Raw genomic sequence first — 23,126 nt, forward strand, 5'->3', positions numbered from 1 at the left:
GGACTAGGGGGATAGGGGGAATGGGTGGGTACGCACCGCAAATGCGGCCTGACATCGGTCACCGGTGCTGGGCAGGACGCCGGGCAGAGAGCCTGAACTGGGACGTCGTGGGCGGGGACGTCCGAACGAGGCTTTGCGACACGTGGGAGGTCGCCGGCTCAGTGGGGCCCACTTCGCTTTGTGACTTTCCAGACGAGGGTGCGGTGATAGAACCGAGGACGGAAGCCTGTGGATAACTCTTATCGCTGAAATGTGATGTGGGCTACCCTTAAGTCACTGTCCGGAGCATGCCGTCTTGAAACTACTGGGGGAATAGCGGCCCATGACATCCCACAACACTCGTATGTCCCTAGGCGCACGCTCTGGCCTGATAGCCATCGTTGCTGGTGTCTCGCTTTTGCTGGCTGGCTGCTCGGGCGGAGCGCCCGCGGACCCCGGCACAGCACCGCCTTCTTCCGCGGGCTCGGCGTCACCCTCAGCCACGCCAACTCCGACGCCGACACCTGCCGCCGCCTACAAACCCGCCGACGCGTCCGGGCCAGCCCAAAACGTTCCCGTTCCAGTGCTGCCCGAGGTTGCAAAGACGGAGACGAAAGAAGGGGCGGAAGAGTTTTCGAAGTATTGGTTTAGTGTGCTGAGTTACGCCTATGAAACCGGCGATGTTGCCCTATTTGAGAGCGTAGCGCCATCGACGTGCGTTGCCTGCGAGAAGGTTAAAGACGTCATTCGCGACTGGCACTCCAACGGACGGTGGTTGGTTGGCGGCATGCTGACGACACCAGTCGCCCAAACGACATTCGCAAAAGATCAAGACGGAAAATATGAAATAGCCGTTCAGGTTCGTCAGGAAGCCTTGTCGTACATGCGGGCCGATGGAACCATAGCTCGGACCGATCCACAAAAGCCGGACCAGGGGAATCTGCTCGTTCTCATTTATGAGAATGCCGGATGGTCTGTGGTTGAGCTCGGAAGCATTGTTGGCTAAAGGTGTCCGGTCACCGACTGCTCAGCATTCTATTGGCGGCACTTTTAGCCACAACCATCCCTTCGCAGGCCGCTGACAACGGGGATGATCCGGAATTCGGTGGTGAATGGAATCCAGGTCTCAACTTCAGTGGCTATATCTGGGACTCCGCAGCCAAGGACTTTATCCGGGCTGATGCCAATGTCCCCACTAGCGACCCCAACGATTACAAGTACGAACTTCAGTGCCACCTCGGTGGCGGCGACTTCGACACTGAGTGCCTTGGCAGGCAAATCGAGTGCAACGACGGACCGGACGGCGAAGAAGGCATTCCGGTCATATGGTATTCGAGGCCGCGCGGTGTTCCCGGTGCCGTGTGGGCGATCCATTCGGGTCCCACGTGTCTTTACGACCCGAGGCCCGAGGATCTGCTGCCCCGCATCGCCGCGGACATCCAGCGCCAGTTCCAAAGTCTGCCGGTAAACGCCGGAACGGTGGTGGCGCAGCCCAGCCCGCACACGCTGAGGGGTGCTGAAACCAACTTCTACGCGGACGCCGCGGAGCAGCAGTTCGATGTCACCATGTTCGGCCAGCAGGTACACATCGTCGCCACTCCGGTCCAGTACACCTGGAACTACGGCGACGGCACCGTCTTCGGTCCCCAGCCCTCCATGGGCGCCCCGTTGCCGCAGGACCGCTGGGGAGAAAAGACCAGGACAAGCCACGCGTACGGGGCCACGGGTGACTTCCAGGTTGTCCTGACCACAACCTTCCAAGGAACGTACTCCGTCAACGCAGGCCCACCGCTACCCATCCCGGGTCAAGGCCAATTCAACGCGCCGCCACAGACCCTCAGCGTCTGGCGGTCCCTGACGCGGAACTACGCCGACGACTGCAACGCCAACCCGCAAGGCCAGGGCTGCCCAGGAGTTGGGGCCGCACGCTAAGGACCCGGGCGAACCGGGGCACCCACCGAACCGTCCGCCGTCGGGAGCTGTGATTCGCGTCGCATCCGGAATAGTTGCACACGCGTCCCAGTTGGGCCTAACAGAACGTTGGTAAACACCGAAAGGAACCGTACATGCTGTTTTCCCCTCTGGCCCTCGGCGAACTGGAACTCCCTAACCGCCTGGTGATGGCACCCCTGACCCGGCTCCGCGCCGGCGAAGAAGGTATCCCCGGTCCCCTGTTGGCCGAGCATTACCGCCAGCGGGCCTCCCTCGGCCTGATCGTCAGCGAAGGAACCTACCCCAGCGCCGCTGGCCGTTCCTACCCCGGCCAGCCTGGCCTCGTCACCAAGGACCAGGTCGCCGGCTGGAAGAAGGTCACTGACGCGGTCCACGCCGAAGGGGGCCGCATGTTCGCGCAGATCATGCACGGCGGCCGGGTGTCCCACCCCGAGATCACCGGCGGTCACGCCATCGTCGCCCCCAGCGCCGTCGCGATTGAGGGCGACGTCCGCACCCCGTCAGGCAAGCAGGCCTACCCGGTGCCGCACGCGCTCAACACCGACGAACTGCCGTTGGTCATGCGGGAAATTGTCGACGCATCGCTGAACGCCATCGAAGCGGGCTTCGACGGCGTCGAGCTGCACTCGGCCAACGGCTACCTCCTCCACGAATTCCTCGCCCCGAACTCAAACGTCCGTACAGACAGCTACGGCGGCTCACCGGAAAACCGGGCGCGCTTCGTCATCGAGACGGTAAACGCAGTTGTTGCGGCAATCGGAGCCAGCCGCGTTGGTATCCGCATTTCGCCCGAGCACAACGTCCAGGGCATCGCCGAGAATGACGCGGCAGATGTCAAAGCCACGTACGAGGTGCTGGTGGACAGCATCGCCCCGCTGAACCTCGCCTACCTCAGCATCCTGCACCATGAACCCTCCGGCGAGCTGGTCCAGGATCTACGCGCCCGCTTCGGCGGCACCTTCCTGGTCAACACAGGCTTCGATGTCATCACCACCCGCGAGGAAGCCGTAGCCTTGGTGGCCGAGGGCCACGCGGATGCCGTTGTGGTGGGCCGTCCCGTGATCGCCAACCCTGACCTGGCCCGCCGCTGGAGCGAGAGCCTGCCGCTGAACGAGCCGGACCCGTCCACGTTCTACGCTGACGGTGCCACCGGCTACACGGATTACCCGGCGTACGCGGGCTAAAGACCCACTTCTGACGCAAATAAGATAAACGGACGACGGCGGCACCCGGCTTGGGTGCCGCCGTCGTTTGCTGCTCGGTGTGCTGTCCCGGCAGCGGGCACCAAAGGACATCCGACGGCCTTTGGCTAGTGAAGTTGGCCCGCCGGGTTCCTCCAGGACGCCGGCGGTGATCAGATGCTACTCCAGCAAATGGACTTTTACCAGAGGCGGTTGGGCCGCTGCAGGACAGGCTAAAGGACTGCCTCCCGGCCTGTTCCTTCTGTCATAACGAGCTTCCCGTCCTGGATGTTAACGAGGACGCTTTTGGGCTTTCCACTGACCTTCGTGATCGCCTTTAAACCACGGTTGGTCACCTCAACCCCCACCTGCGCACCCTTTGCAGGCAGCTCCACGGATACCTCGCTCGCGATGCCGAGGATCGGGTTGGTGGACACGTCCAGGTCCCGCCGCGCCTGCTTGCCGTTCACCGTCACGGTGATGTTTGCCTCCTCAAACCCCTCCTGAAACACAATAAGCAGTTCCCGCATCATGCCCTCTTCCTCGAGAGTTGGGTTGCCTGTGACGGCATTTCAACTACAGCACTTTGCCGGCGGCAGCGGAATACCCCTGCACGCAGCCGCCCGGTTGCTGGCAGTGGAGCCGCGCTGGCGGTTAGGGCAAGATGTTCTGGTGACTCAACTGCCGCAGGCCGCTTCCACCGTTCCGTCCACGCCCCAGCAACGGGAGGACGGCATCTACACCCAGATCGCTACGGAGCTGGGGGTCAAAGCCTGGCAGGTGAAGGCGGCAGTGGAACTGCTCGACGCCGGATCCACCGTGCCTTTTATAGCCCGGTACCGCAAGGAGGCCACCGGGACGCTGGACGACACCCAGCTCCGTGAGCTCGACGAGCGGCTGCGGTACCTCCGCGAACTGGAGGACCGCCGTCGGACAGTGCTCGAAGCTGTTGCAGCCCAAGGCCAGTTGACCGCCGAATTGCAAAAAGCCATCCTCGCCGCCGACACGAAGTCGCGGCTTGAGGACATCTACCTGCCGTTCAAGTCGAAGCGGCGGACCAAGGCGCAGATCGCGCGTGAAGCCGGATTGGAACCCCTGGCGGACGCGTTGCTGAAACGGCCGGAGCTCAGTCCGGAGCGCGAGGCCGCCAAGTACCTGAACGCTGAACACGCTGTTGGTGACGCCGCGGCTGCACTCGCCGGCGCCCGGGCCATCCTTGTTGAGCGCGCCGCCCAGGACCCTGACCTTGCCGCCACCCTTCGCGAACGGCTGTGGACGCAGGGCCGCATGGTGTCGCGGGTCAAGAAGGGGAAGGAAGTGGACGGGCAGAAGTTTGCCGATTACTTTGAGTTCGCGCAGGCTCCGGCCGGTATGCCGTCCCACCGGGTGCTCGCCCTGCTGCGCGGGGAAAAGGACGGCGTCCTGGAGCTGGACCTCGCCGAAGCAGATCCCACGGACGACGCCGGCCTCGCCGCCGCACGCTCCCGGTACGAGTCCGCGGTGGCCAAGTGCCTCGGGGTGGCCGACCGCGGTCGGCCCGCCGACACGTGGTTAATGGAGACGGCGCAGCTTGCGTGGCGCTCGCGGGTCATGGCCCGTCTCACGGCCGACCTGCGAGGCAAGATGTTTGCTGCGGCCGAGGACGAGGCAGTGCGCGTTTTCGCCGCTAACCTTCGGGACGTCCTGCTCGCCGCGCCGGCCGGGAACCGGGCGACGCTCGGCCTGGATCCCGGGCTTCGGACCGGCGTCAAAGTGGCTGTGGTGGATGGCACCGGCAAGGTGGTGGCCACCGATACCGTCTACCCCCACGCTCCCGCCCGGAAATGGGACGAAGCGCTGGCGAAGCTGGAGCGGCTGGCGCGGCAGCACGCCGTCGAACTGGTGGCCATTGGCAACGGAACTGCTTCCCGTGAGACCGACAAGCTCGCGGCTGAGCTGATCAAACGGTTGCCGGACGTGGACAGGAAACCGCAGAAGCTGGTGGTGTCCGAGGCGGGGGCGTCCGTGTACTCCGCGTCGGCCCTTGCTGCCGCGGAGCTCCCGGGGATGGATGTGTCGCTGCGCGGAGCTGTGTCCATCGCCCGCAGGCTGCAGGATCCGCTGGCCGAGCTGGTGAAAATCGACCCGAAATCCATCGGGGTGGGCCAATACCAGCACGACGTGACAGCATCGAAGCTGGACCGCAGCCTTGATGGCGTGGTGGAGGACTGCGTCAACGCCGTCGGAGTCGACGTGAACACGGCTTCGCCCGCACTTCTGAGCCGGGTGGCCGGCGTGGGGCCCCTGCTGAGCGAAAACATCGTCGCCTACCGCAACGAGCACGGGCCCTTCGCGAAAAGGGCCGACCTGAAGAAGGTGCCGCGGCTCGGTGCGAAGGCATTCGAACAATGTGCCGGATTCCTCCGGATCACCGGGGGAGCGGAACCCCTGGATGCTTCGAGCGTGCACCCCGAGTCCTACTCCGTCGCGCGCAAGATCCGGGCTGCGGCGGGCACGGCGCCGGCTTCGTCGTTGGATCCTCGCGACTTTGTGGATGACACCTTCGGCCTGCCCACCGTCAAGGACATCCTGGCGGAACTGGACAAGCCTGGCAGGGACCCGCGTCCGGCATTTGCGGCTGCGACTTTCTCTGAGGGGATCGAGAAGATCTCTGACCTCAAACCGGGGATGGTCCTGGAAGGGACCGTGACGAACGTTGCTGCCTTTGGCGCGTTCGTTGACGTTGGTGTGCACCAGGACGGGCTGGTCCATGTGTCTGCCCTCGCGAATCGCTTTGTCTCTGATCCCCGCGAGGTGGTGAAGTCCGGGCAGGTGGTCCGGGTGAAGGTTCTGGAGGCAGACCCCGCGCGGAAGCGGATTTCCCTGACTCTGCGGCTCGACGACGAGCCTTCCTCCGGCGCGGCGTCCTCCGGGAGGCCCGGTGGCAGGCCGCAAAACCAGCCGCGGGTCCAGCCCCGGAATGACCGCGGCCGGAACGATGAACGCAGCCCGAATCCGAACGGTGCGCGTAGTGGCGGTGCAGGCGCGGGGCGCGGCGGTGTTCCTCGCGGCGGAACCCAGGGAGCCGAGTCCGGCGGACAACAGGACCGGGGGCGGTCGGGAACTAAGGCGAACCGCAGCGCGGGGCCGTCCAGGCGCACTCCTTCACCCCAGCCTGCCCCGATCAATACCGCCATGGCTGAGGCGCTGCGGAAAGCCGGACTCGGTAAGTAGGCCGTTTGCCATGGGCGCGCCGCTGCATGGGTTCTGCGGATTCGATAACCGTTTACAGCTGGGTTGGGGGTGGTGAGGCCAAGGGTGCCGGGCTGGATCCGGAATGCTCCGTGAATGCCAACTGGTAAGCAAGCTTTCTACTGGGATGCATTTCTGCAATGGTGGGATTATGACTTATTTCCTGGAGTACACGATTCCTGCTGCTGCCGACGACGCCGAGTATGAGTTCCCTCACGATGACATCAACTCCGGCACGACCATTCCGCTGAGCCAGACGGATGCTGATGTGGTGCACACTCCTGAATTGCCGGCGAGGACGGGGATCATTGGTGCCACGGTCCCGGAGGCGAAGGTGGAGGCAGAACAGTTGATTACCCACAGCCGAGCCACCGAGGCGTCACTGTACTTCGACCCGTCAAACTCGTTGAAGGCCGGTGTGGGGAACCTGGTGGCCACTTTCAGGGAGGGCAGCGGCTGGCAGGACGCCTAATATGCCCCGATTCGTCTGCCTATAGCGTCCGACGGCGGGTGGCAGCTCCGTCCCGGTGGGAACTTGGTGAAGTCAGCTTGCAGCAGCCTCCGCGGATTCGGCGGCCCGCGGTTCCTTCTGCCACGGCCAACGGCCAGTGATTTCGAGCTCCAGCGAGAAGCTAAGGAAGGTCCGGATCAACACGATTACTGCCAGGACGCCCACACTTTCGAAGGTGGGGGTGACAGCCACAGTGCGGATGATATCGGCCGCGACCAGGAGCTCGAGGCCCAGCAAGATGGACCTGCCCAGCAACTGCCGGTACGAACGGTAGACAGTCAGCTTTTCGGATCCGGCAGGCAGCCGCCGAGGCTGGTGACCGCGGATCGCCAACGGGATGGAAACCAGGGCTCCGATGACCATCACAGCCACTCCGGCAAAGTCGACCAACTGGCCGACCGTCTCAATAATGTGCCGAAAATCCATGGTCCTTTGCCTTCCGCACGCCGCTTCGCCGTAACTGCTGTCCAGGTGACAGCCTACGGGTGGCGGACGCCGTTCCCGGCCAGAATGTGCCGGTAGCCCTCACGGAACGACGGAAAAGCGAAGCCGAAGCCAGTGCCCCGGAGGAGCCTGTTGCTGCAGCGCTTGTTTCCGCCGCGTGCCGGGCCGGCGTCACCCACCGGCGGTTCGCCCAAGCCTTGCTCGGCGGCGAGGAAACGCAGGACGGCGCCGAGGTCGGCCGGATCATCGTCCACGCCGACATACACCGGAGCCGGTTCAGCACGCATGGTCGCCAGATGGACGATCGCAGCAGCAGCATCGTCCCGGTGGATCCGGTTCGTGTAGCGGGGAACCTCCGGAACGATCGCCGACCCGGTGCGAACCTGGTCGATCAACCGTGTCCGCCCCGGGCCGTAGATTCCACCCAGCCGCAATGCCACGCCCGCCGCACGTGTCCCGGCAAGCCTGGCACGCAACAGCTCCTCAGCCTCCACCAGGATCCGGCCCGAGAACCCGCCGGGAGCAGGCGGCGTGCGCTCATCAACCCAGCCGCCCCCGGCGTCTCCATAGACGGCGGTGGAGGAAACAAAAAGCACCCGGCCAGGCGTCACGCCGTCGCGTTCCAGTGCGTCCAGGACATTGGTGACGCCCCGCACATACGCAGCCCGGTAGGCATCCTCTGTGGGTGAGTCGGCAGCAACGGCAATGACGACGGCGGTGGTGTCCGCCGGAATCGACGGCAGGTTGGGTGCGCCCAAGTCCGCCGCAACACCTTCGATGGCGGCCGGCAGTTTCGCAGGGGAGCGGCGCCAACCCACTACGCGATGGCCCTGGGCAGCGAACCGCAAGCCCGCTTCAGTGCCAAGGTCACCGCAGCCGGCAAGGAGGATTGTCATGTCCTACGGGGCCTCCACCGGGAAGAACACGCGCGGGTCCTGCAGGAGCGCCGGGTACGTGAAGGCAGACCGGTCGATGACCTCCGTCACCGTAAAGTTCCTGCCGAACCTTCCGTCCTCCAGCGTGATGGGCCGGCCCACCACCTGGCCCACGGCGAACTTGTGGCCGTGTTCGAACGGGACGGCCACCGGAGTCTTCCCGGGAAGAGTCGCGAAGGCCTCCTCCTGCGCCTGCCGCTTGCGTGTGGGCTTTTTCACCTGCGGCTTCGCCGGCGCCTTCCGCGGCTGCTTGGAGGGCCGGCGGGATCCGTCATCGATGTAGACCGGGGAGTACCCGTCATCGGGCTCGTCCGAGGCGGCAGCCGCGGCAGCGGGGAAGCCGTGCACTGGCGGAAGCGCCACCGTATCCAGGGTCTGGGGATCGACGTCGCGATGCGGGGAGCGGAGGATCCACAAAATGTCCCCCTCGGGCTCCTGCGGCAGGAACTCGTGTTTCGGCTCCGGCCAGAGGTAGTCCATGTCCGGCACCGCGTCCGCAAAAACGGACGAGTAGAACTTTGGTTCCTTGCGCACCAGTTTGGAGCGGTGGCTGAGGTGGAAATCGGGGTCGCCCAGCCAGTGCGGCATGGGAATCTTAGCGGCGTAGTCCGGGTGGGCTGCCTGCGGCGCGAACTCGGTGATGTTCTCACGCGTGTTATCGGGGTGTCCGCGTTTGGTCCATTCGTCCACCATCGCCAGCCCGTACATCGTCAGGGCCGGCACGTAGCCCATCCACATCCGGATCGCGGGGTGGGTCTGCCAGCCGTATCCGGGAATCACCAGGGCGCGCAGTGTCTGGAGCGCTTCTACACGCTGCTTGCCGAGACGGGCGGTATCCAGGGCAGCGGCGCTTTGCCGGAAATCAGGGTACGGGAGGAAGGTTTGCATCCCTTCAGTCTGACGGCAGCGCCCGGATGTGCCAATTGCAGTGCCCGGCGCCACACAGACAGCGCGGAAGTGTTCACATAGTGGACCCATGCATACAGCCAGTAGTTAAAACCACTAAGATCTCCGCAACACCCCACCGTTTTGGAAGCCCACTCATGACATCAACACCTGAAAAAACCGCCGGAATACCCCACTCCTTCGCGCCACGCTACGGGCAGATGCTGAGTCCGGAAGCGAAGGGCATCCTGGTCCTTGACGAATTCACCCTGGACCCCGAGATTGCGCGGAAGGACCAGCACCGTTTCCGCGACGGCATCGCAGCCGTCGCCCGGACGGTTCGCCGGATCGCCGCCCTTCGCGTGATCATCGCGATCGTAGCCATCGGGAACCTTCCGCTGTTCCTGCTCTCCAGCGGGTGGTGGATCTACGGAGTTTCGCTGGCCCTCGTGGTCGGCGTGCACGCCGCCGTCACCCTGCTGAACCGGCACGAGCCGCGGCTCAAGCAGCAGTCGGCCCTTGAACTCCACATGCATCGCGAGAAGAGCGTCAATTACCGCAAGGTGCGCGACGCCGTGAAGTACATGATCGACACCCCCAGCCGCATGAACGAACATCTGTACCTGGAGCTCCTCGCGGTCAAGCGCGTAGCGCTCAACCTTGCCCACGGCACCGTTGCCCTCCTGGACACCAGCGACGAATCAGCGTGGAAGGTGCGGATCGTCCGCGAACTGCCTGCCCGCAGTTAGGCTTCCGCTTCAGCAGCATTAAAGTACGACGCCGGCGTGCCCCTTCTGGGGGCACGCCGGCGTCGTTTTTGGTCAACGGAATTTGTCTATCGCCGACCGGTTTGGGGAGCCTTTGCGGGGCACGGGCGCTGTCGCGCCATCAGTTACGCGGGAAGTTTATTCACGCGGGGAGCTGGATGACCTGTCCCTCGAAGACCAGGTTCGGGTCGGAAATGGTGTCGAGATTGGCGTCGGCGAGCTGCTGCCAGCCGCCGTCGATGCCCAGCTTCCCGGCCACGATGCTCAAGGTGTCGCCGGCCTGCAGCGTGTACGTCTCGCCGCTGAGGGCAACCGCCCGCACGTGCTTGGCAGCCGGAGCCGTGACAGGAGCTGACTGGGTCTGGGCAGCCTGGACGGGCAAATTCTGCACCGTAGCACTCTGCACCGGAGCGCTCTGTACTGGCGCGGCCTGCGGAGCCACGCCGGTGGCGCCGCCGCTCAAGCCGAGCTGCGCTGCGCAAGACGGCCATGCGCCCCAACCCTGGGCTGCCTGGACCTGCTCGGCGACAGCAATCTGCTGCTCACGGCTGGCGTCTGAGGCCGAACCCGTTCCGCCGTAGGCCGCCCAGGTGCCCGGGCTGAACTGGAGGCCGCCGCTGAAACCGTTGCCGGTATTGGTGGCCCAGTTGCCGCCGCTCTCGCACTGGGCCAGGGCATCCCAGGTGGAGGTGCCGGTGGTGGCGCTGGCCGCGGTCGCAGACAAGGCCAGGCCTGCGGCCGAAATGGCCGCAACAGTGGCTCCACGGCGCGCGGCAGTACGGAATCTGTTGTTTTTCATGATGATTATGCTCCTGAAGGCCACCAGCGCTGGTTCCGTCCCCGGAGATCATCGCGCCACCGCCCACCCCTGACAAATAGAGGTCAATTTCGGTGTCCGCCTGCTGGGCAGTGACGGTGGAGGCGGCACCTGGCATTCATGTCGCCCGGCTGTCCGGGCATGCCTTTCACGCTAGGACAAAGCAGTGGCGTTATCAAACCGGGATTTTCTCTGGGTGTTGGCTGGTGGTTCCCTGATGGAGAGCGGCCGCCAGGTACGTGGCAGTACGGCTCTCCGGGGACTGCGCGACGGTGGCCGGCGTGCCGGTCGCCGTAATTTGCCCGCCCTTGTCCCCGCCTGACGGGCCCAGGTCGATCACCCAGTCGGCACCGGCTACCACCGCCATCTCGTGCTCGACCACCACCACGGTGTTCCCAGCGTCCACCAGCCCGTGCAGCTGCGCCATCAGCATTTGCACGTCGGCGGGATGCAGGCCGGTGGTGGGCTCGTCCAGGAGGTACAGGCTGTGCCCGCGCTGGGCGCGCTGAAGCTCGGTAGCCAATTTGATGCGTTGTGCCTCACCGCCCGAAAGTTCCGTGGCCGGTTGACCGAGCCGAAGGTAGCCAAGCCCAACGTCCTGCAGGCACCTGAGGCTGCGGGCTGCGGCAGGGACGTCCGCCAGGAACTCCGCGGCTACGTCCACCGTCATGGCCAGCACTTCCGCCACGTTCTTGCCGCGGTACTCCACCTCCAGCGTCGCGGGGTTGTAGCGGGACCCGCCGCACTCGGGGCACGGGCCATAACTGCCGGGGAGGAAGAGGAGTTCCACTGCCACAAAGCCCTCGCCCTGGCATGTTTCACAGCGGCCGCCGGCTACGTTGAAGGAGAACCTGCCGGCACCAAAGCCACGGGACCTTGCTGCTTCCGTGGCGGCAAATTCCTTACGGACCGCGTCAAAGAGTCCGGTGTAGGTGGCGAGGTTGGAACGCGGCGTCCGCCCGATGGGCTTCTGGTCAACCGTCACCAGGCGATCGATGTGGTCACTGCCGATTATCGCTCCCAAACGAAGGGGTCCGGCCGTTTCGGCCTGCTCCACTCCGGCCTTGTCTGCGCCGGCCTTGTCCACGCCGGTCCTGAGCGCGGAACCCACAGCTTCACCGAGCACACGGCTCACGAGGGTGGATTTGCCGGAGCCTGAAACGCCGGTGACAGCGGTCAGGACGCCAAGGGGGAAACGCGCATCCAGTCCACGCAGGTTGTGCTGGCTGACGTCCTTCAGCTCCAGCCATCCGGCGGGCTCCCGCGCCTGGTCTGGTTGGGCACCGGGGACCTGCGGCAGGACCTCGCCGAACAGGAAGGGCCTGGTGACGGACGCCTCGACGGCGGCGAGCCCGTCAACAGGTCCGCTGTAGAGCACCTCGCCGCCGCCCTCGCCGGCCCGGGGGCCGACGTCCACCAGCCAGTCGGCCCGGCGGACCACATCCATGTTGTGCTCCACCACGAACACGGAGTTGCCGGAGGACTTCAGCTGTTCCAGCACCTCCAGCAGTGGCTCGGCGTCGGCCGGATGAAGCCCGGCGGAAGGCTCGTCCAGCACGTAGATCACACCGAACAGCCCGGAGCGCAGTTGCGTTGCGATCCGGAGCCGCTGCATTTCCCCTGGCGACAGGGTAGGAGTGGCGCGGCCCAGGGCGAGATACCCGAGCCCGAGGTCCAGCAGGACATTGATACGCTGCAGCAGGTCCCGGGTGATGGTTACGGCAACCTCATTCGACTCACCCGAGAGCTGCCTGCGCGAGGCCGTTCCGGCGTCGTGCAGTTCTGTGGTGGGGCGGACAACCTCGGCAAGGTCCGCCATGGGGAGGTGGTTGAGTTCGGCGATGGTCCTCCCTGCGAATGTGACGGCCAGGGCCTCCGCTGTCAGCCCGGTGCCGGAACAGAGCCGGCACGGCCCCGACTCCATGAACGCCAGCACACGTTCACGCATCGCCGCGCTCTGCGAGTCGGCCAGCGTGTGCAGCACGTAGCTCCTGGCGCTCCAGAACCGGCCCTTGTAGGGTTTCGCCACCCGGTCGCGCTGCGGGGTGACCTCTACCACCGGCTGTTCCTCGGTGAAAAGGATCCAGTCGCGGTGCTTCTTCGGCAGCTTGCGCCAGGGGACGTCGACGTCGTAGCCGAGGTGGGTGAGGATGTCCCGCAGGTTTTTCCCCTGCCATGCGCCCGGCCACGCCGCGATGGCGCCGTCACGGATGCTCAGGGCCGGGTCCGGCACCAGCGAGGATTCAGTCACCGTGTGTGCGATACCCAGGCCATGGCACTCCCGGCACGCGCCGGCGGCAGTGTTGGGGGAGAACGCATCGGAGTCCAGCGGGGCGCTGCCCGCGGGGTAGGTACCCGCGCGGGAAAAGAGCATGCGCAGAGAATTGGAGAGTGTTGTCACCGTTCCCACCGTGGACCGGCTGCTGGGCGCGCCGCGGCGCTGTTGAAGTGCGACGGCGGGCGGGAGTCCGCTGATCAGCTCCACCTTGGGATTGTGCCCCTGCTGGATGAGCCGCCTGGCGTACGGGGCCACGGACTCGAAGTAGCGGCGCTGTGCCTCTGCGTAGATAGTGCCGAAAGCGAGCGAGGACTTGCCTGAGCCCGAGACGCCGGTGAATGCCACGATCGCGTCCCGTGGAATGTCCACGTCAACGTTGTGAAGGTTGTTCTCGCGCGCACCGCGGACCCGGACAAAACCGTCGGCGGCGTGTGAAGGGGCGGGATACTGCAAGTCATCAGCTTGCTTGGCGTTCTGCATTGGCCCGACTCTAGTTGGGAATCCGGCGCGGGGCATTATCCTGACCGGATGGATAACTTTGCGGGCGGTCCTGCCGTGCCTGAAACCGAACTTGATCCAGCTGAGCTGGAGGTGCCTGTGCGGCCCCTTCCGGTGGCCGAGCTACATCTTCATATAGAGGGGACCCTGGAGCCGGAACTGATATTTGCGCTGGCCGAGCGGAACGGCATCACCCTGCCGTATTCCGGGCTGGACGAGCTCCGGGCGCGGTACGAATTTACCGACCTGCAGTCCTTCCTGGACCTGTACTACGCCAACATGGCCGTGCTGCAGACGGAGGAGGATTTCGCGGACATGACCTACGCCTACCTTGAGCGCGCGGCGGCCGCCGGGGTGCGGCACGCCGAAATCATGATGGACCCGCAGGCACACCTCTCCCGCGGCGTCCCGTTGAAAACCTGTGTCAACGGCGTCGCGTCGGTCCTGGCAACGTCTGAGGAAGACTTCGGCATCTCCACGATCCTGATCGCGGCCTTCCTGCGTGACCTGTCGGAGGAATCCGCGCTGGAGGTCCTGGACGGCCTGCTGGCGATGAACGCACCCATCGGCGCTGTGGGGCTGGACTCGGCAGAGGTGGGCAACCCGCCCTCGAAATTCGAACGGCTCTACGCCAAAGCCCGCGAAGCGGGCCTGCGGCTCACGGCCCACGCAGGCGAGGAGGGGCCGCCGTCGTACATTATCGAAGCCCTGGACCTCCTGGGCGTGGAGCGGATCGACCACGGCATCCGCTGCATGGAGGATCCTGAATTGGTGGAGCGGCTGGTGGACGCGCGGATTCCGCTCACGGTCTGCCCGTTGTCCAACGTCCGGCTGCGCGCCGTGGACACTTTGGCAGACCACCCGCTGCCCGCCATGCTCGCGGCGGGCCTGAACGTGTCCGTCAACTCGGACGATCCGGCCTACTTCGGCGGCTACGTGGACGACAACTTCAGCCAGCTGGACGCGGTGTTCGAACTGTCCGATTTCGACAAGGCCAGGCTGGCCGCGAACTCCATCCATTCGTCCTTCGCATCGGAAGAACGGAAGGCAGAGCTGTTGGCCGAATTAAACGGACTGGACGCGCCGCGGTGACGCCCGCTGTGTCCCAGGCAACAGCCGCGCCAACATGCCGGTAAACTAGGTGCCGCAGGTGTGTCCGGAGCAGTGCATGGCGGCGATCTGCGAAAGCACTTCAGGGTTGTGCAGCCAGCCCTAAACCCGAGACTCCAGACTCACTTCTTGCCATGTCCGCTTAATAGTCGGTCACGACACGCAGAGTTAACCATTTCAAGTCGCGCGATTTAACGGGCAGTTGGCAAGATGCCTAAGACCGATCGCTTTCATAAAAGGGGAATCATGGCCAAGTCCACCGCAGAAAACACCTTCCTTCGACTCAAGACCGTGCTGGATGTCCTGACCGAAGGCGTGTGGTCCGGCGATGCACTGAACGCGGGCGAGGTCCTCGCGGAGGCTACGGCACGCGTGCCGTTCAACGAGCACGAGGCCGAACTGCTCAGCGGTGGCATTCCCCGCGGGCACAAGACGCTGACGTCCGCTACGGCGAAGCTGGTCAAGGCCGGCTGGCTCGTCAAGGGCCGCTCCGGCTGGACCATCACCGAGGACGGCATGCGCGCCACTGTCGCCTACCCGGATGCAGTCTCCTTTGCCACCGCGCTCGACGCCGGCACCCCCGTCCCCGCCGACACTGCGGTTCCGACGGCTCCCGCCGGGTTTGTCCGCAAGACCACCGCCGTTGCCGAGCTGCCGGCGCCCGCGGCGGCGAAGACCGAAGCCAAGAAGACCACCCGGAAGACCCCGGCCAAGAAGGCCGCTGCGGCTGTGGGCAAGGCCGCCAAGGTGATCGAAGACGCCGTCGAACCCGTGGTGAAGGCCGTGCGCGGCAAGTCGTCGGCGAAGACCGAGGAACCTGCCGCCGCCGGCCAGTTTGAGGACGCGGACGTCGAGACGCACCCGCAGCCCGCCGCGGTTGCTGTTGCAGGCGACTTCAACACCATCCTCGGGGCGCCGGAGAACTGGGCCCCGCAGTACGACGAAGCCCAGATGGAGTTCGACTTCCTGTCCCAGCTCTGGAAGAAGAGCGCCGAACTGCCCGCAGGACACTACACCTTCAAGATCGCCCTGAACCGGTCCTGGGACGAAAACTACGGTGCGTTCGGTACCTTCGACGGCCCCAACCACGAACTGCACCACGACGGCGGCACTGTCACGATCCGCTACAACCACAGCACCCGCGACATCACCATCAACTAAGTGCCCCCGCCCTCCCAACCAGGTAGTGCCAAGTTCCGTCGTGGAGCCTTGGCTTCGACACTGTCTGCTACGTAGTTGGGAGGGGGCGGCGCTTACCGGAAGGGAGGCACCCATGGCGCGGCACGCAGGTCCATCATCAGGGGCGCCTGAACCATCCGGGCCGTCCGAGGCTGAAGCCGGTGCGGTGCGGCTGAGCGCCCGGGTTTTTGGTGTGGTGCAGGGTGTTGGCTTCCGCTTCTGGACCATGGGCAAGGCGGAGGAGCTGGGCCTCACCGGCGAGGTGAAGAATCTCGACGACGGTTCGGTTGCCGTGGTTGCTGAGGGGCCGCAGTGGAAGATCCACGAGCTCCGGGAATGGCTGAACTCCAGCCGGACGCCAGGACGCGTGGAGCGGGTGGAGGACTCCCTGTCCGAAGCTGACGGCACATTCCGCGACTTTCGGGCGCGCTGACTCATCCGGCTTCCGGGAATACTCCCGGGCAGGCCTACTTTGCGATGCTTCCGGGCGGGCCCTACTCCCGGGGACTGAGCCCTATGAAGGCGCCGAGCTCCTCCAGGGCTGCCGGCCGGCGGGGCATGTAGCTCGTCAGCTCCGGGGAACGGATGATAACCGCCCGCCATTGCCCCCGAGAAACAGCCACATTGATGCGGTTCCTGTTCAGCAGGAACTCGGCGCCACGGGGTGCCTCACTGACCGCGGAGCATGCCATCGAGACCAGCACCACCGGGGCTTCCTGGCCTTGGAATTTATCCACGGTTCCTACCCGGACGTCCCGAAGGCCGTCCTCCTCAAGGGCTTTCCGGATGAGATGCACCTGGGCGTTGTAGGCAGCAACGATTAGTATGTCCTCCTGGCCCAGCGGGCGGGACTCGCTGTCTGCTCCCGGCGTCCACTTCAGCCCGAGGTGCCGGCGTACCTGGCGGACCACCTCGGCGGCTTCTTCCTTGGACGCGGTGGCGTTGCCGCCGTGGTGGACCAAAACAGTTTCCACCCCGGGAGGCAGCTGTTCCAGTTGGCGCAGCGACGCTGCCGGTGCGGCTTGGAGCTTTCCCTCATAGCTGAGCTGCGAGACGGCGCGGCACAATTCGGGGTGCATCCGCCAACTGTCAGCGAGGAAGTAGCCAAGGCTGGCCGGCAGGGTGGCATGCCCCGCGGCGAGCCAGCCCAGTGCGGATTCGTCCACCGGTTCCGGATGCGCGCCTTGCGTTACCTGCGGCAGTTGCTGGGGGTCCCCGAGCAACAGGAGCCGTTTCGCTGCCCGGGAAACTGCCAGCGTGTTGGCCAGCGAGAACTGCCCTGCCTCATCGATCACCAGCAGGTCCAGCGATCCGGCCGGCACCTCCTTGCCGGTCATGGTCCAGGCCGTGCCACCCACGAGGCAGCCGCCCGCGGAGGACAGGAGCCTGGCAACATCTCCCTCTCCAGACGACTTCCACGGGACGTCGTGCGGTGACGCGAGCTTCTTCGCCACGAGGGCAGGATCCACACCGCCGGTTGCGATGGCACAGCAGAGCAGGTTTTCCACCACGTTGTGCGACTGGCCCACCACTCCGATCTTCCAGCCCTCCTCAACCAGGCGGCCGATGACATGTGCGCCCACGTAGGTTTTTCCCGTACCCGGCGGGCCCTGGACGGCGAGGTAGGAACGGTCCAGATCGCGGACGGAGGCCGTGATGGCGGCTGCGTAATCAGCGGCGCCGTCGGGCCCGTGCGGGACGTCCACCGGCCGCGGGAAAGTGCGGAAGCGCGGTGGCTGCTTGCGCAGGATATCCAGCCCGGGCTGGGCGGGCAGTGAGGGCACGGAGGCTCCGACGGCGGCAGCGACCTCGGCGATGGCCGCTTCGATGCTGGCGGTGGCCAGGGGCTGGTCCTCGGTGAGGGCAACCGGCAAGTGCGGGTAGGCGGCAACCTTGCCGGTTTCACGCTCGACGATGGTGATGACGGTGTGTTCCGGATTGTCGGCAGCGGGCCTGATCCCGCTGATCCGGGTCCCGAAGGTGAACGCTCTGGCACCTGGAGCGGCATCGGGATCGGCCATCCCGTCCGGAGGCGGAGCGTCGTAGAGCCGGCACCAGGTGGAGTCGGCCCGGAAATCGGATCCCTCGGTCATGGTGCCCTCCAAACGCAGGATGCGCGTGCGCATGCGTTCCCGCGGCTTGGCCAGCGCCCAATCCGAGGTCACCTCGGCCGACGACACCACAAAGACGTTCCGCTGGTCTGACCAGTTCTCGATCGGTGCCTCCACCCGGTCGAAGTGCTGCCACCAGAACTGCTTGCGCTCCCGCCGGTGGTACCCGGTGGCCGCTGCAACCATGGCGATGGCGCGCTCGTCGTCCGTCCACGGACGGTTGTCCGGCAGGCTGGCCAGGTATTCGCGGAGCCGGGCTTCCTCGGGTGTCTCGGCAGGCGTGTCGGGGCGCTCCGGCAGGGCAGGCAGTCCGGGTTGCAGTGGTGCGCTTGGTTCCGCTTCTTCGACGACTGCGTGGGCGCCCAGTCCAGCCCCGGCCACCTCCAGCAACCAGTCGCGCAGCCGGAGGGTGGAGAGGCAGTCGTACTGGTTGTAGTCCGAGATGGACGCCAGTATGGTGGCAGCATCCGTGGCGTGGCCGGCGTCCCGGGCCGCGCAGTACGCCGCATAGGCGACCACCGAGGCGCCGGCGTCCTTGACGTCCCCTGAGCGCAGGTTGTCACCCATGTACAGCGGTTCGAGTTTCTTGATGGAGTACGACGCTTCGGATATGCGCAGCGACTGCCGGACTGTGGCGTACAGGTCCACGAGCAGGCCTTCGCGGAGCCACATGTCCACGATGTCCTCGCCGGCCTGGTGGGCCAGGGAAAGGTTCCGCAGGGCAGTCTTTTCGTAGGCGGCGTAATGGTAGACGTGCATGTCCGGGTAGCGCGCCCGGCGTTCCTCCACATAGTCCAGGAAAGCCAGGAAGGCCCTGCGTTCTTCAGACCGAGAGTGTGCCCAGAACGGCCGGAAGACGGGATCGCCTGGATCGCCTGCAACCGGCGCCTCAATCACTCCGAACAAGTACTCGATACCCCAGGCTCCGGTGGCAGGGTCCTGCCAGAGCGGATCGCCCTCAAAATCGAAGAAAATATCGCCCGGGCTGGGCGGGGGCAGCAGCCCGATGGTGTTCCCGGCGAGGACCGTGTACGACACGGTGTGCGGCTCGCCGTCCTTGGTGAACGTCCGCGATCTGGCGGCAGCGTCGAGGCCCAGCTGCATCCGGGCCTGCGCGCGGAGCCGCACTACTGAGTTGCGGGCATCCCCGGCAGGCATGGCGGCGAGCTGGTCAATGGTGGTGATGCCCGCTGCCTGCAGCTTCCTGCGCTGTACAACGGACATCCCGGCCACCATCAGCAGGTCCCGGTGCTCCTGGACCTGCTCGGCGCAGTAGTCGCAGCGGCCGCAGTGGACAATCCCCGGCTGTTGCCACCGCACGGCAGAATCAGCGGCGCGGTGGTCCGCTGTCAGCTGGCGGAAGCGCCGGCGCCGTTCGCGGAAGACAGGCAGCAGGTCCGGGAGGGAATGGCTGCTGCGGAGCCAGTCCTCGCCAACGCGGGTTCCGAGCACCAGTGTGGCGGTGGGGGAGGGCTCGAGCCCCATCCCAAGGAGTTGGTCGCCGTAGGCCGCGAGTTGCAGGAGGGCCCCCACCTTCGCATGGCGCGCCAGCTTGGTGTCCCAGACTTCGTAACGCCCGGGATTTCCCGTGCCCGCGGCCTCATTGACCAGGAAGTCCGCGTAGCCGAGGAATTCGCCGTCGAAGAAGGTGGCCTGGAAGACGACGTCGGCCCCGGAACGAAGAGCCAGCTCTGTCTCGGCGTGCTTGGCCTGCAGCTCACCGCGCTGGTTCTGCCCGCGCTCAAGCGAGTACACACCGGCGCCCCGGCTGGCATCCCATGCTCCGTACCTGGCGACCAGGCTGGCCAGGACTGTGTGCTCGTGCTGATCACCCAGTTCGCCGGCCCGGACCTGCATCTCGTCGGCTTCAAATTCGGCCTTGGGGGTGCGGCCCAGTTTTTCGTCCAGGATCCGGAGCGTGCGGTATTCGCACTCGCTGGCAGCCACCAGGTCGCTGGCGGAAAACACCAGGTCCGGCGGCGCACCGGCAGTTGCAGCTTCGAGCAAAAACACTGGGCCTCCCCATCGACAGCCGGGCCGGAGGACGGTTCCCCTGGCCTTGAAACAACTTAGCAAGGGGCCCCGACATTGCGCCCCGGACGGAGGTCAGCCCTCGGCGGCCGCCGCCCGGACCTGGGCTTTGTCGTGCTCGGTGTGGGCGGAACGCAGCAGGTCCAGGAACTCGGTCTCGTTGCGGATGAGCTTCTTGTACTTCTCGGGCAGCCTGCGGATCTGGTTCTCCTCGCGGCACATCTTCGCGAAGATCTTGTCCCGTTCCACCATGTCCGTCTCGTAGTTGAGGTCCAGGTATTCCACGGCGTGCCGCCGGGCGCCGGAGACGGCGTTCTTGGCCTTGCCCTTGGGACTGAAGATCGATGCCAGCACGGTGATCACCAGGACGCCGAGGATCACGCTCAGCGAAACCCCGGTGCTGACCTCCACCACGTTCACGTGTTCGCCGTCATTGACGAAGGGCAGTGTGTTCTCGTGCAGGGCGTGCAGGATGAGCTTCACACCGATAAAGCCCAGGATGACGGCCAGGCCGTAGGAGAGGAAGATCAGCCGGTCCAGCAGCCCGTCGATCAGGAAGAACAGTTGCCGCAGGCCCATCAGGGAAAATGCGGTGGCGGTGAAGACGATAAAGACGTTCTGCGTCAGGCCGAAGATCGCCGGAATCGAGTCGAGGGCAAACAGGATGTCCGTGCCGCCGATGGCCACCATCACCAGGAGCATCGGGGTGAGGACGCGCTTGCCGTTCTCCATGGTGAAGAGTTTGTCGCCGTCGTAGTGTTCGGACGCCGGCAGGAACTTCTTTGCGAGCCGGACCACCAGGCCCTCGGACTCATTGTCGTGGCTGTCGGGGCGCAGCAGGTTGCCGGCGGTGATGAGCAGGATCAGACCGAAGATGTAGAACACCCAGGCAAAGCTGTTGATCAGTGCGGCGCCCAGGAAGATGAACGCGGTGCGCGCGATGAGCGAGAAAACGATGCCGAAGAGCAGCACCTTCTGCTGGTCCGCTCGGGGCACCCGGAAGCTGGCCATGATAATCAGGAACACAAAGAGGTTGTCCACGGACAGCGCCTTCTCCGTGACATAGCCCGCAAAATACTCCGTGCCCATCGTCGGTCCGCCGAACCACAGGACGCCCAGCCCGAAGACCAGCGCGATACCGACGTAGATGGCGGACCAGGTGGCCGATTCCTTCAGCGACGGCGTGTGGGCTTTTCGCACATGGAAAAAGAAATCGAAGGCCAGCAGGCCAACAATTCCTACGATGGTCAGCGTCCAGACATAGGAAGGTACTTCCACGCGGAGGGCCTTTCGTCGACAGTGTCCTTCCAGCCTACCGAAAGCACGCGTACCTAAGCAGGCCGCAGGAGTTCATGCTCGACGACGGCGGTACGGGACAGCGTTTTGTACCCCTCCCGCTCAAACAGGACAGTCATCACGTCGTCCTCATGCCGCATCACCAGCCCCGGACCCCACTCCTTATGGATGACGGTGGACTGCAGCGGGAACAGCTCGTCGGCACCCGACGGGTCCCGCCCGGACGAATCCTTCTCCGGGGTGCCGTTTCCCGCCGGCCCCGGCGCGCCGTCGTCGTGCGTGTCCTTTGTTCCGCCACGCGCGTCCGCTTGGCGGGCGGCCTCGGCACAGGCATCGCAGTGGCCGCAGGGCTCCGGAAGGTCCTCGCCGAAGTAGCCCAGCAGGAACTGCCGGCGGCAGCTGTCCGTCTCCGCGTAGGCGCGCATCATGGTGAGCCGGGACTGGTCCACGCGCTGCCGGGCCTCGGCCAGTTCGACGGCGCGCTGCACCAACGCGGGCAGCTTCGCCTTGGAAGTAAGCCGGATGCCGCGCTTGCCTGTGGCGACCGCGCCCGCCTCCTTCAACTGGTTGACGAGCCCTGTGACGCGGCGTGCCGGGAACCCCGTCAGTTCCGCCACCGACGCTGCGGACGCGGGCGCTCCTGCGGCTTTGAGGACCTTCAGCACGGCCAGCAGGCGATCAGGATCGGGGGAATGGGTGCCGAAGAACTTACGCAGGCCAAGGTCCTCGGCGCGGTAGTGCAGCACGGCTGAGGCAGGCTCTCCGTCACGCCCCGCCCGGCCGATCTCCTGGTAGTAGGCATCCAGCGACTCCGGGATGTCCGCGTGCACCACAAACCGGACATTGGGCTTGTCGATGCCCATGCCGAACGCGGTGGTGGCGACCACCACGTCCAGTTGGTCGTCGAGGAACAGCTCGTGAATGCGCTCCCGGTGGTCGGCTGGCCGCCCGGCGTGATAGGCCTCCGCGCGGAGTCCTTCCTTGGCCAGTTTGTCGGCGTACTTTTCGGTGTCCTTGCGGGTGGCGGCGTACACCAGGCCCTGCCCCTGGTCCCTCGCCAGCGCAGCCACCTGCTTCAGCACGGCCTTTCGTTTGCCTTTGTCCTCCTGGTGCCGGACCACATCAAGGCTGATATTGGGCCGGTCGAAGCCGTGGACCAGGACCAACGGGTCCTTCATTCCCAGCCGTTCCACGATCTCGTCCCGCACGGGAGGTGACGCCGTGGCGGTCATTGCTGCCACCGGCGGGTTGCCGAGGCGCTCACGGACGTTGCCGAGGTTGAGGTAGTCGGGGCGGAAATCGTGTCCCCAGGAAGAAACGCAGTGGGCCTCGTCCACCACGAGCAGGGAAATGTCCAGATTGGCAATCCGGTCCACTGTCTGCTGCTTGGCGAGCTGTTCCGGGGCGAGGAACAGGAAGGTGGCCTTGCCGTTCTCCACCGCCAGCCATGCGGCCTCCAGCTCCGCGTCGGTGCGGGAGGAGTTGATGGCGACGGCGGCCTCCGCGCCCAGGTCCGTTGTCAGCCCCTCCAGCTGGTCCTCCTGGAGGGCAATCAGGGGTGACACCACGACGGCGGGGCGTTCTGTGGTGTTTTTCAGGTGCAGGGCCGCCACCTGGTAGACGGCGGATTTGCCGTAGCCGGTGGGCATCACCGCCAGCACGTCGCGGCCGTCGGCGAGGGCAGCCATACCAGCCAGCTGGCCGTCGCGGAGGTGGGGGAGGGAGAAGGAAGAGGCTGCCAGGGAGGCGAGGGCGCTATGGTCGGACATAAGGAACGGCTCCGCAGTGTGGGTCCGGGGGGCCGCTTGCTTCAGCCGAGGTGACCAGCCTAGCGCGGCCGGGACGCTGCGTCGTCCGTGTCTCTTCCTCTGCGGAGAAGTCGTCCGCACCTGTTCTCCACAAGGCCGCCGTTGTCCTTGA

General features: G+C 65.5%; 18 protein-coding genes. 9 read left to right on the top strand and 9 right to left on the bottom strand.

The genetic code is table 11. From position 1 onward, the window contains the following. Positions 1-343: 343 nt before the first annotated feature. From BACI348_RS05255 to BACI348_RS05265, 3 genes are all read left to right on the top strand, one after another. Positions 344-985 carry a DUF6318 family protein gene (locus BACI348_RS05255; RefSeq protein ID WP_268892377.1) on the top strand — a complete coding sequence of 214 codons (642 nt, stop codon included), beginning with the start codon at positions 344-346 and terminating at the stop codon, positions 983-985. Positions 986-1,017: 32 nt separating this feature from the next. After that, entirely contained in the window at positions 1,018-1,911 is an 894-nt protein-coding gene (locus BACI348_RS05260) for a hypothetical protein (RefSeq protein WP_236557438.1), read from the top strand. Between the two features lie 134 nt (positions 1,912-2,045). Next, complete coding sequence (locus BACI348_RS05265; RefSeq protein ID WP_159824264.1) at positions 2,046-3,116, top strand: alkene reductase; 1,071 nt, start codon at positions 2,046-2,048, stop codon at positions 3,114-3,116. Between the two features lie 230 nt (positions 3,117-3,346). Here the strand turns inward: BACI348_RS05265 and BACI348_RS05270 are convergent, their stop codons facing one another. Next, positions 3,347-3,643: a hypothetical protein gene (locus tag BACI348_RS05270; RefSeq protein ID WP_159829809.1), complete on the bottom strand. Its 297-nt coding sequence runs from the start codon at positions 3,641-3,643 to the stop codon at positions 3,347-3,349. Positions 3,644-3,785: 142 nt separating this feature from the next. Between BACI348_RS05270 and BACI348_RS05275 the strand changes: the two genes are divergently transcribed. Together BACI348_RS05275 and BACI348_RS05280 are read left to right on the top strand one after the other, a co-directional pair. Next, positions 3,786-6,326, top strand: coding sequence for a Tex family protein (locus tag BACI348_RS05275; protein ID WP_159824265.1), 2,541 nt, complete (start codon positions 3,786-3,788; stop codon positions 6,324-6,326). A 169-nt stretch (positions 6,327-6,495) separates the two neighbouring features. After that, positions 6,496-6,816 carry a hypothetical protein gene (locus BACI348_RS05280; RefSeq protein WP_159824266.1) on the top strand — a complete coding sequence of 107 codons (321 nt, stop codon included), beginning with the start codon at positions 6,496-6,498 and terminating at the stop codon, positions 6,814-6,816. 72 nt (positions 6,817-6,888) lie between these two features. On the opposite strand, the gene BACI348_RS05285 is transcribed toward BACI348_RS05280, so the two are convergent. The 3 genes from BACI348_RS05285 to BACI348_RS05295 are packed head-to-tail and all read right to left on the bottom strand — an operon-like array spanning position 6,889 to position 9,122. Further along, entirely contained in the window at positions 6,889-7,281 is a 393-nt protein-coding gene (locus BACI348_RS05285) for a DUF1622 domain-containing protein (protein WP_159824267.1), read from the bottom strand. Between the two features lie 53 nt (positions 7,282-7,334). Next, positions 7,335-8,195: an SDR family oxidoreductase gene (locus tag BACI348_RS05290; RefSeq protein ID WP_159824268.1), complete on the bottom strand. Its 861-nt coding sequence runs from the start codon at positions 8,193-8,195 to the stop codon at positions 7,335-7,337. A 3-nt stretch (positions 8,196-8,198) separates the two neighbouring features. Then, positions 8,199-9,122, bottom strand: coding sequence for an MSMEG_6728 family protein (locus BACI348_RS05295; RefSeq protein ID WP_159824269.1), 924 nt, complete (start codon positions 9,120-9,122; stop codon positions 8,199-8,201). Positions 9,123-9,277: 155 nt separating this feature from the next. Here BACI348_RS05295 and BACI348_RS05300 point away from each other — a divergent pair, with 155 nt between their 5' ends. After that, positions 9,278-9,868 carry a hypothetical protein gene (locus tag BACI348_RS05300; RefSeq protein ID WP_159824270.1) on the top strand — a complete coding sequence of 197 codons (591 nt, stop codon included), beginning with the start codon at positions 9,278-9,280 and terminating at the stop codon, positions 9,866-9,868. Positions 9,869-10,028: 160 nt separating this feature from the next. On the opposite strand, the gene BACI348_RS05305 is transcribed toward BACI348_RS05300, so the two are convergent. Further along, a complete protein-coding gene (locus BACI348_RS05305) occupies positions 10,029-10,685 on the bottom strand; it encodes a LysM peptidoglycan-binding domain-containing protein (protein WP_159824271.1) in 657 nt (218 codons plus the stop codon). A 193-nt stretch (positions 10,686-10,878) separates the two neighbouring features. Then, positions 10,879-13,461 (bottom strand): excinuclease ABC subunit UvrA, encoded by a 2,583-nt coding sequence (gene uvrA, locus BACI348_RS05310; protein ID WP_159824272.1) that lies wholly within the window; start codon positions 13,459-13,461, stop codon positions 10,879-10,881. Positions 13,462-13,509: 48 nt separating this feature from the next. Between uvrA and BACI348_RS05315 the strand changes: the two genes are divergently transcribed. The 3 genes from BACI348_RS05315 (at position 13,510) to BACI348_RS05325 (ending at position 16,201) form a co-directional block, all read left to right on the top strand. After that, positions 13,510-14,571 (top strand): adenosine deaminase, encoded by a 1,062-nt coding sequence (locus tag BACI348_RS05315; RefSeq protein WP_159824273.1) that lies wholly within the window; start codon positions 13,510-13,512, stop codon positions 14,569-14,571. A 264-nt stretch (positions 14,572-14,835) separates the two neighbouring features. Further along, positions 14,836-15,750 carry a pullulanase X25 domain-containing protein gene (locus BACI348_RS05320; RefSeq protein WP_159824274.1) on the top strand — a complete coding sequence of 305 codons (915 nt, stop codon included), beginning with the start codon at positions 14,836-14,838 and terminating at the stop codon, positions 15,748-15,750. Between the two features lie 112 nt (positions 15,751-15,862). Next, positions 15,863-16,201, top strand: coding sequence for an acylphosphatase (locus BACI348_RS05325; protein WP_159824275.1), 339 nt, complete (start codon positions 15,863-15,865; stop codon positions 16,199-16,201). Positions 16,202-16,262: 61 nt separating this feature from the next. Here the strand turns inward: BACI348_RS05325 and BACI348_RS05330 are convergent, their stop codons facing one another. From BACI348_RS05330 to BACI348_RS05340, 3 genes are all read right to left on the bottom strand, one after another. Then, the gene (locus BACI348_RS05330; protein WP_159824276.1) at positions 16,263-19,892 is read right to left on the bottom strand and encodes a TM0106 family RecB-like putative nuclease; all 3,630 of its coding nucleotides are present in this window, start codon (positions 19,890-19,892) and stop codon (positions 16,263-16,265) included. 93 nt (positions 19,893-19,985) lie between these two features. After that, positions 19,986-21,188 (bottom strand): TerC family protein, encoded by a 1,203-nt coding sequence (locus BACI348_RS05335; protein WP_159824277.1) that lies wholly within the window; start codon positions 21,186-21,188, stop codon positions 19,986-19,988. Positions 21,189-21,241: 53 nt separating this feature from the next. Further along, positions 21,242-22,975, bottom strand: coding sequence for a RecQ family ATP-dependent DNA helicase (locus tag BACI348_RS05340; protein WP_159824278.1), 1,734 nt, complete (start codon positions 22,973-22,975; stop codon positions 21,242-21,244). Between the last annotated feature and the right edge of the window lie 151 nt (positions 22,976-23,126).

It is taken from the genome of Arthrobacter sp. 9AX (assembly GCF_902506095.1).
GTDB lineage: Bacteria > Actinomycetota > Actinomycetes > Actinomycetales > Micrococcaceae > Arthrobacter.